The organism is Pseudomonas sp. FSL R10-1339, assembly GCF_009600545.1.
Classification (GTDB): Bacteria; Pseudomonadota; Gammaproteobacteria; order Pseudomonadales; family Pseudomonadaceae; genus Aquipseudomonas; species Aquipseudomonas bubulae.
The window spans coordinates 12,434-27,038 of the sequence record NZ_WIVQ01000010.1; the positions used below are offsets into that span (position 1 = coordinate 12,434).

Sequence of the window (14,605 nt, forward strand, 5' to 3'; positions counted from 1 at the left end):
GGATCGGTTATGAGCAAAATGCGTATTGCCTTTATCGGCGCCGGCAACATGGCTTCCAGCTTGATCGGCGGCCTGTTGGCCAAAGGCCTGGATGCAGCACAGATCCGCGCCAGCGATCCGGGTGCCGAGACGCGGGCCAAAGTGGCCGCCGAGCATGGCATCGAACTGTTTGCCGATAACGCGCAAGCCATTCAGGACGCCGATGTGATCGTGATCGCGGTCAAGCCACAGGCCATGAAAGCCGTGTGCCAGGACCTGCGCCCGCACCTCAAGCCCCATCAATTGCTGGTATCCATTGCCGCCGGCATTACCTGCGCCAGCCTGCTTGACTGGCTGGGCAACCAGCCGCTGGTACGCTGCATGCCCAACACCCCGGCCCTGCTGGGCAAGGGCGTAAGTGGCCTGTTTGCCACCGCCGATGTTACCGCCGAGCAACGCCAGCAGGCTGAACAACTGCTAAGTGCCGTGGGCATTGTGGTGTGGGTGGACAGCGAAGCGCAGATCGATGCCGTGACTGCCGTGTCCGGCAGCGGCCCGGCGTACTTCTTCCTGTTGATCGAAGCCATGACCGATGCCGGCGTCAAGCTCGGCCTGCCCCGTGACGTGGCCAAGCAGCTTGCCGAGCAGACTGCACTGGGTGCCGCGCACATGGCCGTGGCCAGCGATGTCGATGCTGCCGAGCTGCGCCGCCGCGTGACCTCGCCTGCCGGTACTACTGAAGCAGCGATCAAGTCATTCCAGGCCGACGGCTTTGCCGCCACGGTCGAAAAAGCATTGAGTGCCGCCGCGCACCGCTCGGCCGAAATGGCCGAACAACTGGGTCAATAAAGGAGCACATGATGTCCGGACTTAATGGCGCTGCCATTTTCGTGATTCAAACCCTGGGTAGCCTCTACCTGCTGATCGTACTGCTGCGGTTTATCCTGCAACTGGTGCGGGCGAACTTCTACAACCCGCTGTGCCAGTTCATCGTCAAGGCCACCCAGCCGCTGCTCAAGCCGCTGCGCCGGGTGATCCCGAGCCTGTTCGGCCTGGACATGTCATCGCTGGTACTGGCGATCATCGTGCAGATGGTGATCTTCGCCGTGGTCCTGACGCTCAGCTACATGTCGTTCAACGTCTTTGGCCTGCTGCTCTGGGCGATCATTGGCGTGACTGCGCTGTTTTTGAAAGTGTTCTTCTTCGCCATGATCATCAGCGTGATCCTGTCGTGGGTGGCACCCGGCAGCACCAGCCCTGGTGCTGAACTGGTCAACCAGATCACCGAACCTGCCCTGGCCCCGTTCCGCCGCTTCCTGCCAAGCATGGGCGGCCTGGATATCTCGCCCATCCTGGCGTTTATGGTGATCCAGCTGATCCAGAGCTTCGTGATCCCGCCATTGGCCATGTACGTCGGCATGCCGGTCATCTTGTTCGGCCTGATCTGATGAGCTACTACCGTTGGGACGGCGAGGACCTGATTCTCGACTGTCACCTGCAACCCAAGGCCAGCAGCGACGAGTTCGCCGGCCTGCACGGTGACCGCCTGAAAATCCGTCTCACCGCCCCACCGGTAGAGGGCAAGGCCAACGCCCACCTGATGGCCTTTCTGGCCAAGGCGTTCGGCATAGCCAAAAGTCAGGTCAGCCTGGTGAGCGGCGAGCTTAACCGGCAGAAACGCGTGCGCTTGCATGCACCCAAAAAACTGCCGGACTTGCCGGGGCTGGCCAGGCCCTGAACCTGTGTGAGCGGGCTTGCTCGCGATACTGGCACCGCGCTCGGTCGACAAACTGCGGTGATGCAATCGCGAGCAAGCCCGCTCCCACAGAGTTTGGCTACAGGTCATAAAATCAGCCCAGACCATTGCTTGCTGCTACGCCCCCCGCTCATTAGACTTACGCCTCATTTAAATGAGAGCAGGGTCGATGCCAGCTGCCTTTCCCCCCGATTCCGTTGGTCTGGTCGTGCCGCAAACAGCGCACTTCAACGAGCCCCTGGCGCTAGCCTGCGGTCGCTCACTGCCTGCCTATGATCTGATCTACGAAACCTACGGCCAGCTCAATGCCTCGGCCAGCAACGCCGTACTCATCTGTCACGCACTGTCAGGGCACCATCACGCGGCGGGCTACCACAGCGCCGATGATCGCAAGCCCGGCTGGTGGGACAGTTGCATCGGTCCCGGCAAGCCAATCGACACCAACAAGTTCTTCGTCGTCAGCCTCAACAACCTGGGCGGCTGCAACGGTTCTACCGGCCCAAGCAGCATGAACCCTGAAACCGGCCGGCCGTTTGGCGCCGAGTTCCCGGTGTTGACCGTTGAAGATTGGGTCCACAGTCAGGCTCGCCTGGCGGACCGGCTGGGCATCAGCCAATGGGCCGCCGTGATCGGCGGCAGCCTGGGTGGCATGCAGGCGCTGCAGTGGAGCATCAGTTACCCTGATCGCCTGCGCCATTGCCTGGCGATTGCCTCGGCGCCCAAATTGTCCGCGCAAAATATCGCGTTCAACGAAGTCGCTCGTCAGGCCATCCTTACCGACCCCGAGTTCCACGGCGGTTCGTTCCAGGAAAAAGGCGTGATTCCCAAGCGCGGCCTGATGCTGGCACGCATGGTCGGGCATATCACCTACCTGTCCGATGACTCGATGGGCGAAAAATTCGGCCGTGGCCTGAAGAACGAAAACCTCAACTACGACTTCCACAGCGTCGAGTTCCAGGTCGAGAGCTACCTGCGTTATCAGGGCGAAGAGTTCTCCGGGCGTTTCGACGCCAACACTTACCTGTTGATGACCAAGGCGCTGGACTACTTCGACCCGGCGGCCAACTTTGACGACGACCTGGCCAAAACTTTTGCCGGGGCCAAGGCACGCTTCTGCGTGATGTCGTTCACCACCGACTGGCGCTTCTCGCCGGCCCGCTCGCGGGAGCTGGTGGATGCATTGATGGCCGCGAAAAAAGACGTCTGCTACCTGGAAATCGACGCTCCGCAAGGCCATGACGCCTTTCTGATCCCGATTCCGCGCTACCTGCAAGCCTTCAGCAATTACATGAACCGCATAGAACTGTGAGAACGCCATGAGAGCCGACCTGGAAATCATCCAAGACTGGATCCCCGCCGGCAGCCGCGTGCTCGACCTTGGTTGTGGTGATGGCGAACTGCTGAGCTGGCTGCGCGACAACAAGCAAGTCACCGGTTACGGCCTGGAAAACGACCCGGACAACATTGCCGAATGTGTGGCCAAGGGCATCAACGTCATCGAGCAGGACCTCGACAAGGGCCTGGGCAACTTCGCCAGCAACAGCTTTGATATCGTGGTCATGACCCAGGCGCTGCAAGCCGTGCACTACCCCGACCGGATCCTCGATGAAATGCTGCGCGTCGGTCGCCAGTGCATCATCACCTTTCCGAACTTCGGCCACTGGCGTTGCCGCTGGTACCTGGCCAGCAAGGGGCGGATGCCGGTCTCCGAATTCCTGCCTTACACCTGGTACAACACGCCGAACATTCACTTCTGTACTTTCGAAGACTTCGAGGCGCTGTGCCGCGAGCGCGAAGCACAAGTGATCAACCGCCTTGCCGTAGATCAACAACACCGACACGGGTGGGCGAGCAAGATATGGCCTAACCTGTTGGGCGAGATTGGCATTTATCGTGTCAGCAGTCCCGGCCTTCAGGATCATCAGGTCGCGGTCTAAACCAGCAAGTTCTAAGGAGAGTGACAATGGGTCGTATTGGATTACTACTGCTTTCGATGTGTTTTGGCATGCAGGCTTTTGCCGGTGACGGCACATCTGCCCAGCGTCAACAGACGTTTGGCGACACAACGGTGTATTACAACGCGTTCCCGTCGACTTTCCTGACGCCGGAAATCGCCAACGAATTTGAAGTCACCCGCAGCAAAACCAATGCGGTGCTCAACATCACCCTGAACAAGGGCGGCAAGAACATTGCCGCCAACGTTCAAGGCACGGTTCGGACGGGCGATGCCAAGCCGATACCCTTGACCTTCCGTCAGGTGGGCAAGAACGGCGAAATCAATTATCTGGCCCAGTTCCCGGTGGCCGGGCCGCAGACCTTCACCTTCAAAGTGGATGTGAAGGCAGGCGGCGCTACCTCTGAAACCATCCAATTTTCTCAAATGGTCGCTCCAATCGAATGATGAACCTCACGCAACTGGTACTGGCTAGCCACAACGCCGGCAAACTCAAAGAACTTCAGGCCATGCTCGGCGAGTCGGTGCAGTTGCGCTCGATTGGAGAATTCAGCAGCGTTGAGCCGGAAGAAACCGGCTTGTCGTTTGTTGAGAACGCAATTCTTAAAGCCCGCAATGCCGCACGCCTCTCGGGCTTGCCGGCACTGGCCGACGACTCGGGGCTGGCCGTGGACTTTCTCGGCGGCGCGCCGGGCATTTATTCGGCACGTTATGCAGACGGCAAAGGCGACGCGGCCAACAACGCCAAGCTGCTCGACGCCCTCAAAGACGTGCCCGAGGCAGAGCGCGGTGCACAGTTTGTCTGCGTGCTGGCACTGGTACGCCACGCCGACGACCCGCTGCCGATCATCTGTGAAGGCCTGTGGCACGGGCGCATCCTGCCTGCAGCCAGCGGCGAACACGGTTTCGGCTATGACCCGCTGTTCTGGGTACCGGAGCGCAACTGCTCCAGCGCCGAACTCAGCCCCACGGAGAAAAACCAGCTGAGCCACCGTGCGCGCGCCATGGTTTTGCTGCGTCAGCGTTTGGGCCTGAAATGACCCACGACACACCTCCACAGCCGCTCTATCTGGGCGCGGCTGGCTTTACCCAGCAGGCGCCGCGCGCGCCGCTGAGCCAATTGCCCCCTCTGTCGCTGTATATCCATATTCCGTGGTGCGTGCGCAAATGCCCGTATTGCGACTTCAACTCCCACACCGCCAGCCCGGTGCTGCCCGAAGACGAATACGTCGACGCGCTGCTGGCCGACCTCGATCAGGACCTGCACGCTGTTTATGGTCGCGAGCTCAGCTCGATCTTCTTCGGCGGCGGCACACCGAGCCTGTTCAGCGCACACGCTCTGGGGCGCCTGCTAAAAGGCGTTGAAGCGCGCATCCCGTTTGCCAGTGATATCGAAATCACCCTGGAAGCCAACCCGGGCACATTCGAGCAGGAAAAGTTCGTGGCTTACCGCAAGCTGGGCATCAATCGCCTGTCGATCGGTATCCAGAGCTTCCAGCAAGAGAAGCTGCAGGCCCTGGGTCGCATCCACAACGGCGATGAAGCTGTGCGTGCAGCCTCAATGGCGCGACTGGCGGGCTTTGACAACTTCAACCTGGACCTGATGCACGGCTTGCCCGATCAGTCCCTGGAGGACGCCCTGAGCGACCTGCGCCAGGCTATTGCGCTCAAGCCGACGCATCTGTCGTGGTATCAGCTGACCCTGGAGCCCAATACGGTGTTCTGGAACCAGCCCCCCGTGCTGCCGGAAGACGACACCCTGTGGGACATTCAGGAAGCCGGTCAAGCGCTGCTCGCCGAGCACGGCTACACCCAGTACGAAGTGTCGGCCTACGCCCAGCCCGGCCGGCCGGCGCGGCACAATCTCAATTACTGGAGTTTCGGCGACTTTATCGGCATCGGCGCTGGCGCCCACGGCAAACTGAGCCATCCTGATGGCCGTATCGTGCGCACCTGGAAAACTCGTCTGCCAAAGGACTACCTGAATCCAGCGAAATCCTTTCAAGCAGGAGAGAAAGCTCTTACAGCAGAAGAGCTGCCATTTGAGTTTCTAATGAACGCCTTGCGCCTGACCGACGGCGTTGACTCGGCGCTCTACCCTCAACGCACGGGGTTACCACTGGACAGCTTGAGCACTGGACGCAAAGCAGCCGAACAAAGTGGCTTATTGCAGGTCGAACCGTCACGCCTGGCGGCAACTGCCCGGGGCCAGCTGTTTCTCAATGACCTGTTGCAGCACTTTTTGACCTAAGGAAATCGAATGGACTTGGTACTCGACCTGCTTGCCAACGTATCGCGCTGGAGCCGCAGTCACCTCTCGGAGATCGCTCTGGCCTTGATTGGCTGTGTACTGGTGCTGTTCGGTGCCGACTTCAAGGGCTGGGTCGAACAACGTCTGGGCAGCATTGCGGGCGCCCTGCGCGTGCCGCTGATGGCCCTGCTTTGCCTGATCGGCAGCGGTGCGGCCCTGATCTACGCCACGCCCTGGGTCGAACGCGGGTTGAGCCAGTTCAACAACTACAGCCTGGCACCGGTGCTGTTGGTGGTGCTGGTATTGATCGGGGTGGTGGCGGATCGGCGCTGAAGAACACCCAGGATATCGTGTGGGAGCGGGCTTGCTCGCGATACAGGCTACGCGGTGCATCTGATTCACCGCTGTGATGCCATCGCGAGCAAGCCCGCTCCCACAGATTTCGTACGAACTTCACCGACCCCAAAGCAGGGTGGGGCCGGTGATTGAAAAACCGCTTAAGCCAGTTTTTCGAACTTCAAATCCCACACACCGTGCCCAAGACGTTCGCCGCGGCGTTCGAACTTGGTCACCGGGCGCTCAGGCGGACGTGGCACGCACTTGCCGTCTTCAGCCAGATTGCGGTAACCCGGCGCGACGTTCATCACTTCCAGCATGTATTCAGCATACGGTTCCCAGTCGGTAGCCATGTGCAACACGCCGCCAACCTTGAGCTTGGAGCGCACTAGTTCGGCGAAGGACGCTTGCACGATCCGGCGCTTGTGGTGACGGCTCTTGTGCCAAGGGTCCGGGAAGAACAGCAGCAGGCGATCAAGGCTGTTGTCTGCCACGCAACGGGTCAGGACTTCGATTGCATCGCAATCGTATACCCGCAAGTTGGTCAGGCCCTGGGTCAACACGCCGTTAAGCAGCGCGCCCACACCCGGACGGTGAACCTCTACGCCGATAAAGTCCTGTTCAGGCGAAGCCGCTGCCATTTCCAGCAGGGAATGGCCCATGCCAAAACCGATTTCCAGGGTGCGCGGCGCAGAGCGACCGAACACCTGGTCGAAATCGACCGGCGCGTCAGCCAGTGGCAGTACATACAGCGGCGTGCCTTGGTCGAGGCCGCGTTGCTGGCCTTCGGTCATGCGCCCGGCGCGCATCACAAAACTCTTGATGCGACGGTGTTGGCGATCGTCGCCTTCTTCCGGGATTGGGGTGTCTAGTGATTCAGTCATCAGTGGCTCTTACTTGATCAGACCATCCAGCGGCGAAGAGGCGCTGGCATAGAGTTTTTTCGGCATGCGCCCGGCCAGGTACGCCAGGCGGCCCGCCACAATGGCGTGTTTCATGGCTTCGGCCATGATGATCGGATGCTGGGCATTGGCGATGGCCGAGTTCATCAGCACCGCTTCGCAGCCCATTTCCATGGCGATGGTCGCGTCGGAGGCAGTGCCCACACCCGCATCGACCAGTACCGGAATTTTCGCTTCTTCAAGGATGATGCGCAGGTTGTAGGGATTGCAGATCCCCAGACCGGTGCCAATCAGGCCAGCCAGCGGCATCACGGCAATACAGCCCATGGCTTCCAGCTCGCGGGCAATGATCGGATCATCGCTGGTGTACACCATTACGTCGAAACCGTCCTTGACCAGAATCTCGGCGGCTTTGAGGGTTTCGATCACGTTGGGGAACAGGGTTTTCTGGTCGGCCAGCACTTCAAGCTTGACCAGCTTGTGGCCATCGAGCAGTTCACGGGCCAGGCGGCAGGTACGTACGGCTTCAACCGCGTCATAGCAGCCTGCAGTGTTGGGCAGGATGGTGTAGCGATCCGGCGGCAACACATCGAGCAGGTTCGGCTCGCCCGGGTTCTGACCGATGTTGGTGCGGCGTACGGCGACGGTGACGATCTCGGCACCCGAGGCTTCAATGGCCAGGCGAGTTTCTTCAAGGTCACGGTACTTGCCGGTGCCCACCAGCAGGCGCGACTGGTAAGTACGGCCGGCCAGGGTAAAAGGCTTGTCGCTGCGAACGTTGCTCATCGGGAATCCTCTTTAATTATGTGCACTTGCGGGTCGAGCATGATGGGCAGGGCAAAAACCTAGCCGCCACCGATGGCATGCACCACTTCGACCTGGTCACCGGCTTTGAGTACCGTCTCGGCATGCTGGCTGCGCGGGACAATGTCCAGGTTCAGCTCGACCGCAACCCTGCGGCCGGTCAGTTCCTGACGGGCCAGCAAGTCGGCGACGGTCTCGCCGTCGGGTAGTTCAAAGGATTCACCGTTCAACTGAATGAGCATGCGCGACGCTGCCTTCATTTTAAGGGGCCAGCATTCTAGCCCGATCAGTCAGGCCGACCCAAGCCATTCATCTTGCAGGCTCAGCTCAGGCGCCAGGCGGCCAGCCCTAAACACAGCCAGCCGGCCAGAAATGCCAGGCCGCCGAAGGGCGTGATGATCCCCAGCTTGCTGATGCCGGTCATGGTCAGCACATACAGGCTGCCGGAAAACAGCACAATGCCGACAGCAAAACAGACACCTGCCCAGGTCACCAGGCGCCCGGGCAGATGAGTGGCCAGCAAGGCCACGCCAAACAGGGCCAGGGTGTGGACCAACTGGTAGGTCACGCCTGTATGAAAAATAGCCAGATACTGTTCAGTCAGGCGGCCTTTAAGGCCATGGGCCGCGAAAGCACCCAAAGCAACACCGGTAAAGCCGAAGAATGCGGCCAGCATCAAAAAAACGCGCAGCATGGGGTTACTCCAGTCAGGATCATGGAATGGCGCAGGGTCTGTATAATGGCCCGCTCAACGGGTTCGGCCAAGTTATCCATGCTGCGTTTTCTTGTTCATCGCTTTCTCAAGGTCCTGCTCTGGTTCGCAGTGGGCAGCGCATTGCTGGTGCTGGTTTTTCGCTGGGTACCGCTTCCCGGCACGGCGCTGATGGTCGAACGCAAGGTCGAGTCATGGCTTGACGGCCAGCCGATTGACCTGCAGCGCAGTTGGCGGCCGTGGGATGAAATATCCGACGAACTGAAAGTTGCGGTCATGGCAGGTGAGGATCAGAAATTCCCCGAGCACTGGGGTTTTGACTTCGGGGCGATCAGGGCTGCGCTGATCCACAACGAACAAGGCGGAACGCTGCGCGGTGCCAGTACGCTGAGCCAGCAAGTGTCGAAGAACCTGTTTTTGTGGTCCGGTCGCAGCTGGCTGCGCAAAGGCCTGGAAGCCTGGTTTACCGCGTTGATCGAGGTGTTGTGGCCCAAGCAGCGGATTCTTGAGGTGTACCTCAATAGTGCGGAGTGGGATGAAGGCGTGTTCGGCGCCGAGGCTGCAGCGCAGCATCACTTTGGCGTGAGTGCCAAAAACCTTACGCGCCAGCAGGCCAGTTATCTGGCGGCCGTGCTGCCCAGCCCGCTGAACTGGAGTGCAAGCCACCCCAGCACCTATGTCAGCCGCCGCGCCGGGTGGATTCGTCAGCAGATGAGCCAGTTGGGGGGCGACAGCTATCTCACCACACTGAACAACTCACGCAAGGCGCCTTGGGCGGGCTAACCTGAAAATCTGCAAGCCCCTCACCCCAGCCCTCTCCCAAAGGGCGAGGGGGCCGATCTCCAGCGAATTCAAAATCCGCGTCAACCCCGATCAAGCGGCTGGGGTGAGGGCCAAGCACTCACTCAGCAATCCGGTTTGTCCGCTGTATAGCGCCGCGCCGGGTTTACCGCCGCACCAAACTCACGCAGTGCCTTGGCGCCAATCAACAGCGGGTAGTTGAAGCTGCTCCGGTCGGTGAGGTTGACCTCCACCGTGCGTTTGACATCACCCAGGCACATTTCCAGATCGACCACCGGGCGCTTGGCGCTTTCGGGGGTTTCCCGGTCTTCATCTTCATCGGCGCGGCTTTTGATCTTGCTGATGCGCGCCACCTTATGTTCATACACTTTGCTGCTGGCACCTTCGGTGGCCAGCTGGAAGCGCACCCACTCTTCACCGTCACGGGTAAAGGTCTGGATATTTTTGGCCGACAGCGACGCGGTCAAGGCACCCGTGTCCATCTTGGCTTTAAGGGTCTCGCCGATTTCCGGCAATTTGATGTACTCGTAACGCCCGTAAAGGGTCGGCTCGGCGGCCATCACCGGCAGCGCCAATACAGACAGCAACGCAAGAACAGACTTCATGCAGGCATTTCCTTTGAAAAAGTAAGAGTTAGACCACTTATCCACAGTAGGTTCACACTGGGTGTGTGGGAGCGAGCCTGCTCGCGATACTGGCGACCTAGTGAGTCTGCTTCACCGCGTTGAGGCTATCGCGAGCAGGCTCGCTCCCACAAGGTCCATGGATTTGGCGTTCAGCACCAGTCTGCTTATCATGGCCAGTCCTTAAACGTTCAAGAGTTGCTTATGCGCCGCCTGCTCACCGGCTGTCTGGTTACCCTGCTGTTGCTGTGCAACACCCTGATCCTGTTCGGGCCGTTGATGCTGTTTGCCCTGCTCAAACTGGCATCGTCGGGGCGCCTGCGCGATTACAATTCGCGGGCGGTGATGTGGATTGCCGAAACCTGGTCCGAAATCGACAAACGCATTTTTGCCCTGTGCCTGCCCACCCAATGGGATATTCGCGGCGCCGAAGGTCTGAGCCGCGATACCTCGTATCTGGTGATCAGCAACCACCAGTCGTGGGTCGATATCCCCGCGTTAATGCAGGGCCTGAACCGGCGCACGCCGTTCTTCAAATTCTTCCTGAAAAAAGAACTGATCTGGGTCCCCTTTCTGGGCCTGGCATGGTGGGCGCTCGACTACCCGTTCATGAAGCGCTATTCCAAGGCCTTTCTGGCCAAACATCCGCAGCTCAAAGGCGAAGACCTGAAGATCACCCGGGCGGCCTGCGAACTGTTCAAGCGCCAGCCGGTGACGATCGTCAATTACCTCGAGGGCACGCGCTTTACCCCGGCCAAACACGCGCAACAACATTCACCCTATACCTGGCTGCTCAAGCCCAAGGCAGGCGGGGTGGCGTTTGTGCTGGCGGCGATGGGCGAACAGCTGGATGCCGTGCTCGACGTGACTGTGGTGTATCCACAGGCAAAGATTCCGGGCTTTTGGCAGTTGATCAGCGGGCAGGTGCCCAAGGTGATTGTCGATATACAGACCCGCGAACTGGATCCGGCATTGTGGCAGGGGGATTACGAAAACGACCCGGTGTTTCGTGAGCAGGTCCAGAGCTGGGTCAACCAGCTCTGGACCCTGAAAGACCAGCGTATCAGCACCTTGCGTGCCGAGCGCGGCTAGCCTTTAAACGCCCCAGGCGCTGCCCAGCTTGCTCAGCAGCGAAGTGCTGACGTTCTGGCCCTTGAAGTAGTCCAGCAGTACCGGAGCAAACTTGGCAACCATACCGTCCTGCATGCCCAGCGCCGTGAATGCGGCGTTCAGCTGGTCAGTGTTGGCCACGTTGCTGACAGCGCTGGTCGCGGTCTCGGAAACACCGCTGGATTTGCCCAGCAGGCCGCCCAACTGGCTCAACTGACCCAGGGCACCGGCGCCAGCCAGCTTGTTCACGCCCGGCACTTGCTGGGTCAGTTCGGAGTAGTCGCTGGAGGTCAGCTGGTTTTTCGCCAGGCTCAACATCGCGCCAATACCGCCCGCTGCCTGCTCAGGCTTGACGCCCAGCTCGTTGACCTTGGTCAGCATCTGCACGGCCTGGGCCGATTTGTCCGTGGTGGCGCCATTACCGTTGCCACCCTGAACCTGCGCGGCCACGTTGGCTACGTCGCTCAGGCTGAAACCTGCGAACACCGGGCTCGCTGCCACGGTCATCAATGTTGCCAGTGCCACGCCGCTCAACTTTTTCATCGCTTCAACCTCTAGAACCAAAAAGCCGCCCGCCAGGGAGCGGTAAAACTATGGGTAAGACCCAAAAACCGGGCAGATGTTCCCAAGTGCCACTATCGGGTCAAACGGTCTGTAATCTTAATTGAAAACGAGTGCATCCGCTGAGCCCTTGCCTGCGTATACAGAGCAGCGAGGTAACTCACATGATTGGAACAACCCTATACCCTCAACCGACAACTGGTCTGAAGTCCTGGCTTTTTTTGAGGGGAGAACAGCTATTTTAACCGCCAATACCGATTACCGTGAAAAGCTGTTGGCCCAATGTTCATTGGGTAATCGACGCGCCTTTGAAACCCTCTACCGCAGCGTGGCCCCGCGCTTGTACAGCGTGGCCTTGCGCTGCATGGGCCGACGCGACCTGGCAGAGGATGTGGTGCAGGAAAGTTTTGTGCGTATCTGGCACAGCGCCTCACGTTACGAAGCCCATTTGTCGGCACCGCTGACCTGGATGATCACCATCACCCGCAACCAGGCCATCGACCAGTTGCGCAAACACCGTGAATTGCCCTTGAGTGACCAGCAGCAAGACAACGTGGCCGATGACAGTCCCAGCGCCCTCGACCAACTGGGCAGCGCCCGTGAAGCCTGCGCCCTCAACCAGTGCCTGGAACAACTCGAAGGCATGCAACTCCAGAGCATCACCAGCGCCTACTTCCATGGGCTGAGCGCCAGCGAGCTGGCACAGCAACTGGCTGCACCCCTCGGTTCGGTCAAATCCTGGATTCGCCGGGGTATGCAGCGACTGCGCAGGTGCCTCGAATCATGAACTATCAAACACCCGAGTTACGCCGTGCGCTGACCGCCGATTACGCCATCGGGCTGATGCCGCCCACGGCCCGCAGGCGTTTTGAGCATCTGCTGCAGGGCGACGCGCTCCTGCGCGCCGAACTGGCCCGCTGGCTGGAACACCTCAACCTGCTGACCGAGCCACTGATCGAGCAACCCGTACCGGATCGCGTGTGGCGGGCCATCGTGGCCCGTATCGAGCCGCAAACCCTGCATGTGCCGGCAAAGCGTCCGTTCTGGAACTGGCTGCGTTTGAGTGCACTTGCCTGCTCATTGCTGATCGTCGTGACTGCCGGCCTGCTCTACAACCGCGACAGCGTGCAATACAAAGCCACCCTGCTCAGCGGCACTGCGCAGCCCGGCCTGAGCATCGAGGCCCACAGCGATTATCTGAAAGTAAAACCGCTGGAGCTGTCGGCGGTGGATGGGGGCAGCAGCCTGGAACTGTGGGCGATACCGGTTGAAGGCAAACCGGTGTCCCTTGGACTGATCCCCCGCGATGGCGATGGCCGCATAACCCTTAGCCAAAGTCAGCAGCAACTCATCAGGGTGCCGGTGGTGCTCGCCGTGAGCCTGGAACCGCAAGGCGGCTCGCCCACCGGTCAGCCGACGGGCCCCGTGCTGTATCAGGGGCCGCTGGCCAGCCTGTAAAAACAATCCACGCAGTTGTGGGAGCGGGCTTGCTCGCGATGCAGACAACTCGGTACATCTCAATAACCGAGGTGCTGCAATCGCGGGCAAGCCCGCTCCCACAGGGTTGGCGCTGGTGTTTATGCCTTGCTGAACATCCGGTGCGGGTCGATCACGAACTTCTTCGGCACACCGGCATCGAACTCGCCATAGCCCCGCGGCGCGTCGTCCAGGCTGATCACTTCAACACCTACGATGTCAGCGATCTTGATCCGGTCCCACATGATCGCCTGCATCAGCTGGCGGTTGTATTTCATCACTGGCGTCTGCCCGGTGTGGAAGCTGTGGGACTTGGCCCAGCCCAACCCGAAGCGGATGCTCAGGCTGCCCTTCTTCGCCGCCGCGTCTACCGCACCCGGGTCTTCGGTCACATACAGGCCCGGAATGCCGATCTTGCCCGCCACCCGCACCACGCCCATCAGCGAGTTGAGCACCGTGGCCGGTGCTTCATGCTTGACCCCGTCATGGCCGTGCCCGCGAGCTTCAAAACCCACTGCATCCACCGCACAATCCACTTCCGGCTCGCCCAGCAGTTCGGCGATCTGTTCGTGCAGGGGCGTATCTTTGGACAGGTCGGCAATTTCAAAACCCTGCGCCTTGGCGTGGGCCAGACGAATCGGATTAACGTCACCGACAATCACCACCGCCGCACCCAGCAAGCGCGCCGAAGCCGCAGCCGCCAGCCCCACCGGGCCAGCACCGGCGATATACACCGTGCTGCCAGGGCCAACGCCAGCAGTGACGGCGCCGTGATAGCCGGTGGGCAGGATGTCGGAGAGGCAGGTCAGGTCGCGGATTTTTTCCATCGCCGCATCGCGATTCGGCAGCTTGAGCAGGTTGAAATCGGCGTAAGGCACCAATACATATTCAGCCTGACCGCCAACCCAGTCGCCCATGTCCACGTAACCATATGCGCCGCCGGGACGGGCCGGGTTGACGGTCAGGCACACGCCGGTGTTCTGTTCCTTGCAGCTGCGGCAGCGGCCGCACGCCACGTTGAACGGCACCGAAACCAGGTCGCCGACTTTCAGGTGTTCCACATCACGCCCGGCCTCAATCACCTCGCCGGTGATCTCATGACCCAGCACCAGCCCGGTTTGCGCCGTGGTGCGGCCACGCACCATATGCTGGTCGGAGCCGCAGATATTGGTCGACACTACCCGCAGGATTACGCCGTGGTGGATGGGCTTGCCCTGAGGGTTCTGCATCTTGGGGAAAGGAATGCTTTGCACTTCAACCTGGCCGTTGCCCAGGTACACCACACCGCGATTGTCAGCCATCGTATTCACCCTTAGTTGTTATTGGCGGGATTAACTTGC

Annotated in this window: 20 protein-coding genes; 13 read left to right on the forward strand and 7 right to left on the reverse strand. The window is 60.2% G+C overall.

Annotation, left to right across the window (positions count from 1 at the left end; translation table 11 throughout):
* Positions 1-9: 9 nt before the first annotated feature.
* The 9 genes from proC to GHO03_RS05365 all read left to right on the forward strand — a co-directional run bounded on the left by proC (position 10) and on the right by GHO03_RS05365 (position 6,273).
* Positions 10-828, forward strand: coding sequence for a pyrroline-5-carboxylate reductase (gene proC / locus GHO03_RS05325; RefSeq protein ID WP_094999853.1), 819 nt, complete (start codon positions 10-12; stop codon positions 826-828).
* A gap of 11 nt (positions 829-839) precedes the next feature.
* Positions 840-1,427: a YggT family protein gene (locus tag GHO03_RS05330; protein ID WP_094999852.1), complete on the forward strand. Its 588-nt coding sequence runs from the start codon at positions 840-842 to the stop codon at positions 1,425-1,427.
* The gene (locus GHO03_RS05335) at positions 1,427-1,717 is read left to right on the forward strand and encodes a DUF167 domain-containing protein (RefSeq protein WP_095019607.1); all 291 of its coding nucleotides are present in this window, start codon (positions 1,427-1,429) and stop codon (positions 1,715-1,717) included. Before GHO03_RS05330 ends, GHO03_RS05335 begins: the two co-directional genes overlap by 1 nt.
* 187 nt (positions 1,718-1,904) lie before the next feature.
* The gene (locus tag GHO03_RS05340) at positions 1,905-3,044 is read left to right on the forward strand and encodes a homoserine O-acetyltransferase (protein ID WP_094999850.1); all 1,140 of its coding nucleotides are present in this window, start codon (positions 1,905-1,907) and stop codon (positions 3,042-3,044) included.
* A gap of 7 nt (positions 3,045-3,051) precedes the next feature.
* Entirely contained in the window at positions 3,052-3,672 is a 621-nt protein-coding gene (gene metW, locus GHO03_RS05345) for a methionine biosynthesis protein MetW (RefSeq protein WP_016782543.1), read from the forward strand.
* 26 nt (positions 3,673-3,698) lie between these two features.
* Positions 3,699-4,136: a DUF4426 domain-containing protein gene (locus tag GHO03_RS05350; RefSeq protein WP_094999849.1), complete on the forward strand. Its 438-nt coding sequence runs from the start codon at positions 3,699-3,701 to the stop codon at positions 4,134-4,136.
* Positions 4,133-4,729 (forward strand): RdgB/HAM1 family non-canonical purine NTP pyrophosphatase, encoded by a 597-nt coding sequence (rdgB, locus tag GHO03_RS05355; RefSeq protein ID WP_094999848.1) that lies wholly within the window; start codon positions 4,133-4,135, stop codon positions 4,727-4,729. Before GHO03_RS05350 ends, rdgB begins: the two co-directional genes overlap by 4 nt.
* The gene (gene hemW / locus GHO03_RS05360; RefSeq protein ID WP_094999847.1) at positions 4,726-5,940 is read left to right on the forward strand and encodes a radical SAM family heme chaperone HemW; all 1,215 of its coding nucleotides are present in this window, start codon (positions 4,726-4,728) and stop codon (positions 5,938-5,940) included. The genes rdgB and hemW overlap by 4 nt, the downstream gene beginning before the upstream one ends.
* Before the next feature lie 9 nt (positions 5,941-5,949).
* Positions 5,950-6,273 carry a DUF3392 domain-containing protein gene (locus tag GHO03_RS05365; protein WP_016782547.1) on the forward strand — a complete coding sequence of 108 codons (324 nt, stop codon included), beginning with the start codon at positions 5,950-5,952 and terminating at the stop codon, positions 6,271-6,273.
* A gap of 164 nt (positions 6,274-6,437) precedes the next feature.
* On the opposite strand, the gene trmB is transcribed toward GHO03_RS05365, so the two are convergent.
* From trmB to GHO03_RS05385, 4 genes are all read right to left on the reverse strand, one after another.
* Positions 6,438-7,160 carry a tRNA (guanosine(46)-N7)-methyltransferase TrmB gene (gene trmB / locus GHO03_RS05370; RefSeq protein WP_094999846.1) on the reverse strand — a complete coding sequence of 241 codons (723 nt, stop codon included), beginning with the start codon at positions 7,158-7,160 and terminating at the stop codon, positions 6,438-6,440.
* 9 nt (positions 7,161-7,169) lie between these two features.
* Positions 7,170-7,964: a thiazole synthase gene (locus GHO03_RS05375; RefSeq protein ID WP_019828053.1), complete on the reverse strand. Its 795-nt coding sequence runs from the start codon at positions 7,962-7,964 to the stop codon at positions 7,170-7,172.
* 59 nt (positions 7,965-8,023) lie between these two features.
* Entirely contained in the window at positions 8,024-8,224 is a 201-nt protein-coding gene (gene thiS / locus GHO03_RS05380) for a sulfur carrier protein ThiS (RefSeq protein ID WP_016782550.1), read from the reverse strand.
* Positions 8,225-8,304: 80 nt separating this feature from the next.
* The gene (locus GHO03_RS05385) at positions 8,305-8,676 is read right to left on the reverse strand and encodes a DUF423 domain-containing protein (protein WP_094999845.1); all 372 of its coding nucleotides are present in this window, start codon (positions 8,674-8,676) and stop codon (positions 8,305-8,307) included.
* Positions 8,677-8,721: 45 nt separating this feature from the next.
* Here GHO03_RS05385 and mtgA point away from each other — a divergent pair, with 45 nt between their 5' ends.
* Complete coding sequence (mtgA, locus tag GHO03_RS05390; protein WP_372241708.1) at positions 8,722-9,477, forward strand: monofunctional biosynthetic peptidoglycan transglycosylase; 756 nt, start codon at positions 8,722-8,724, stop codon at positions 9,475-9,477.
* A 122-nt stretch (positions 9,478-9,599) separates the two neighbouring features.
* Here the strand turns inward: mtgA and GHO03_RS05395 are convergent, their stop codons facing one another.
* Entirely contained in the window at positions 9,600-10,100 is a 501-nt protein-coding gene (locus GHO03_RS05395) for an ATP-dependent zinc protease (protein WP_095019604.1), read from the reverse strand.
* A 222-nt stretch (positions 10,101-10,322) separates the two neighbouring features.
* On the opposite strand from GHO03_RS05395, the gene GHO03_RS05400 reads away from it, so the two are divergent.
* Entirely contained in the window at positions 10,323-11,210 is an 888-nt protein-coding gene (locus GHO03_RS05400; protein ID WP_094999843.1) for an acyltransferase, read from the forward strand.
* Between the two features lie 3 nt (positions 11,211-11,213).
* Here GHO03_RS05400 and GHO03_RS05405 read toward each other — a convergent pair whose 3' ends face one another.
* Positions 11,214-11,771 (reverse strand): DUF2780 domain-containing protein, encoded by a 558-nt coding sequence (locus GHO03_RS05405; RefSeq protein WP_094999842.1) that lies wholly within the window; start codon positions 11,769-11,771, stop codon positions 11,214-11,216.
* Between the two features lie 229 nt (positions 11,772-12,000).
* Between GHO03_RS05405 and GHO03_RS05410 the strand changes: the two genes are divergently transcribed.
* Positions 12,001-12,576 carry a sigma-70 family RNA polymerase sigma factor gene (locus GHO03_RS05410; RefSeq protein ID WP_256668421.1) on the forward strand — a complete coding sequence of 192 codons (576 nt, stop codon included), beginning with the start codon at positions 12,001-12,003 and terminating at the stop codon, positions 12,574-12,576.
* Complete coding sequence (locus GHO03_RS05415) at positions 12,573-13,247, forward strand: anti-sigma factor domain-containing protein (protein WP_095019602.1); 675 nt, start codon at positions 12,573-12,575, stop codon at positions 13,245-13,247. Before GHO03_RS05410 ends, GHO03_RS05415 begins: the two co-directional genes overlap by 4 nt.
* Before the next feature lie 119 nt (positions 13,248-13,366).
* Here GHO03_RS05415 and fdhA read toward each other — a convergent pair whose 3' ends face one another.
* Entirely contained in the window at positions 13,367-14,566 is a 1,200-nt protein-coding gene (gene fdhA / locus GHO03_RS05420; protein WP_094999840.1) for a formaldehyde dehydrogenase, glutathione-independent, read from the reverse strand.
* Positions 14,567-14,605: the final 39 nt, after the last annotated feature.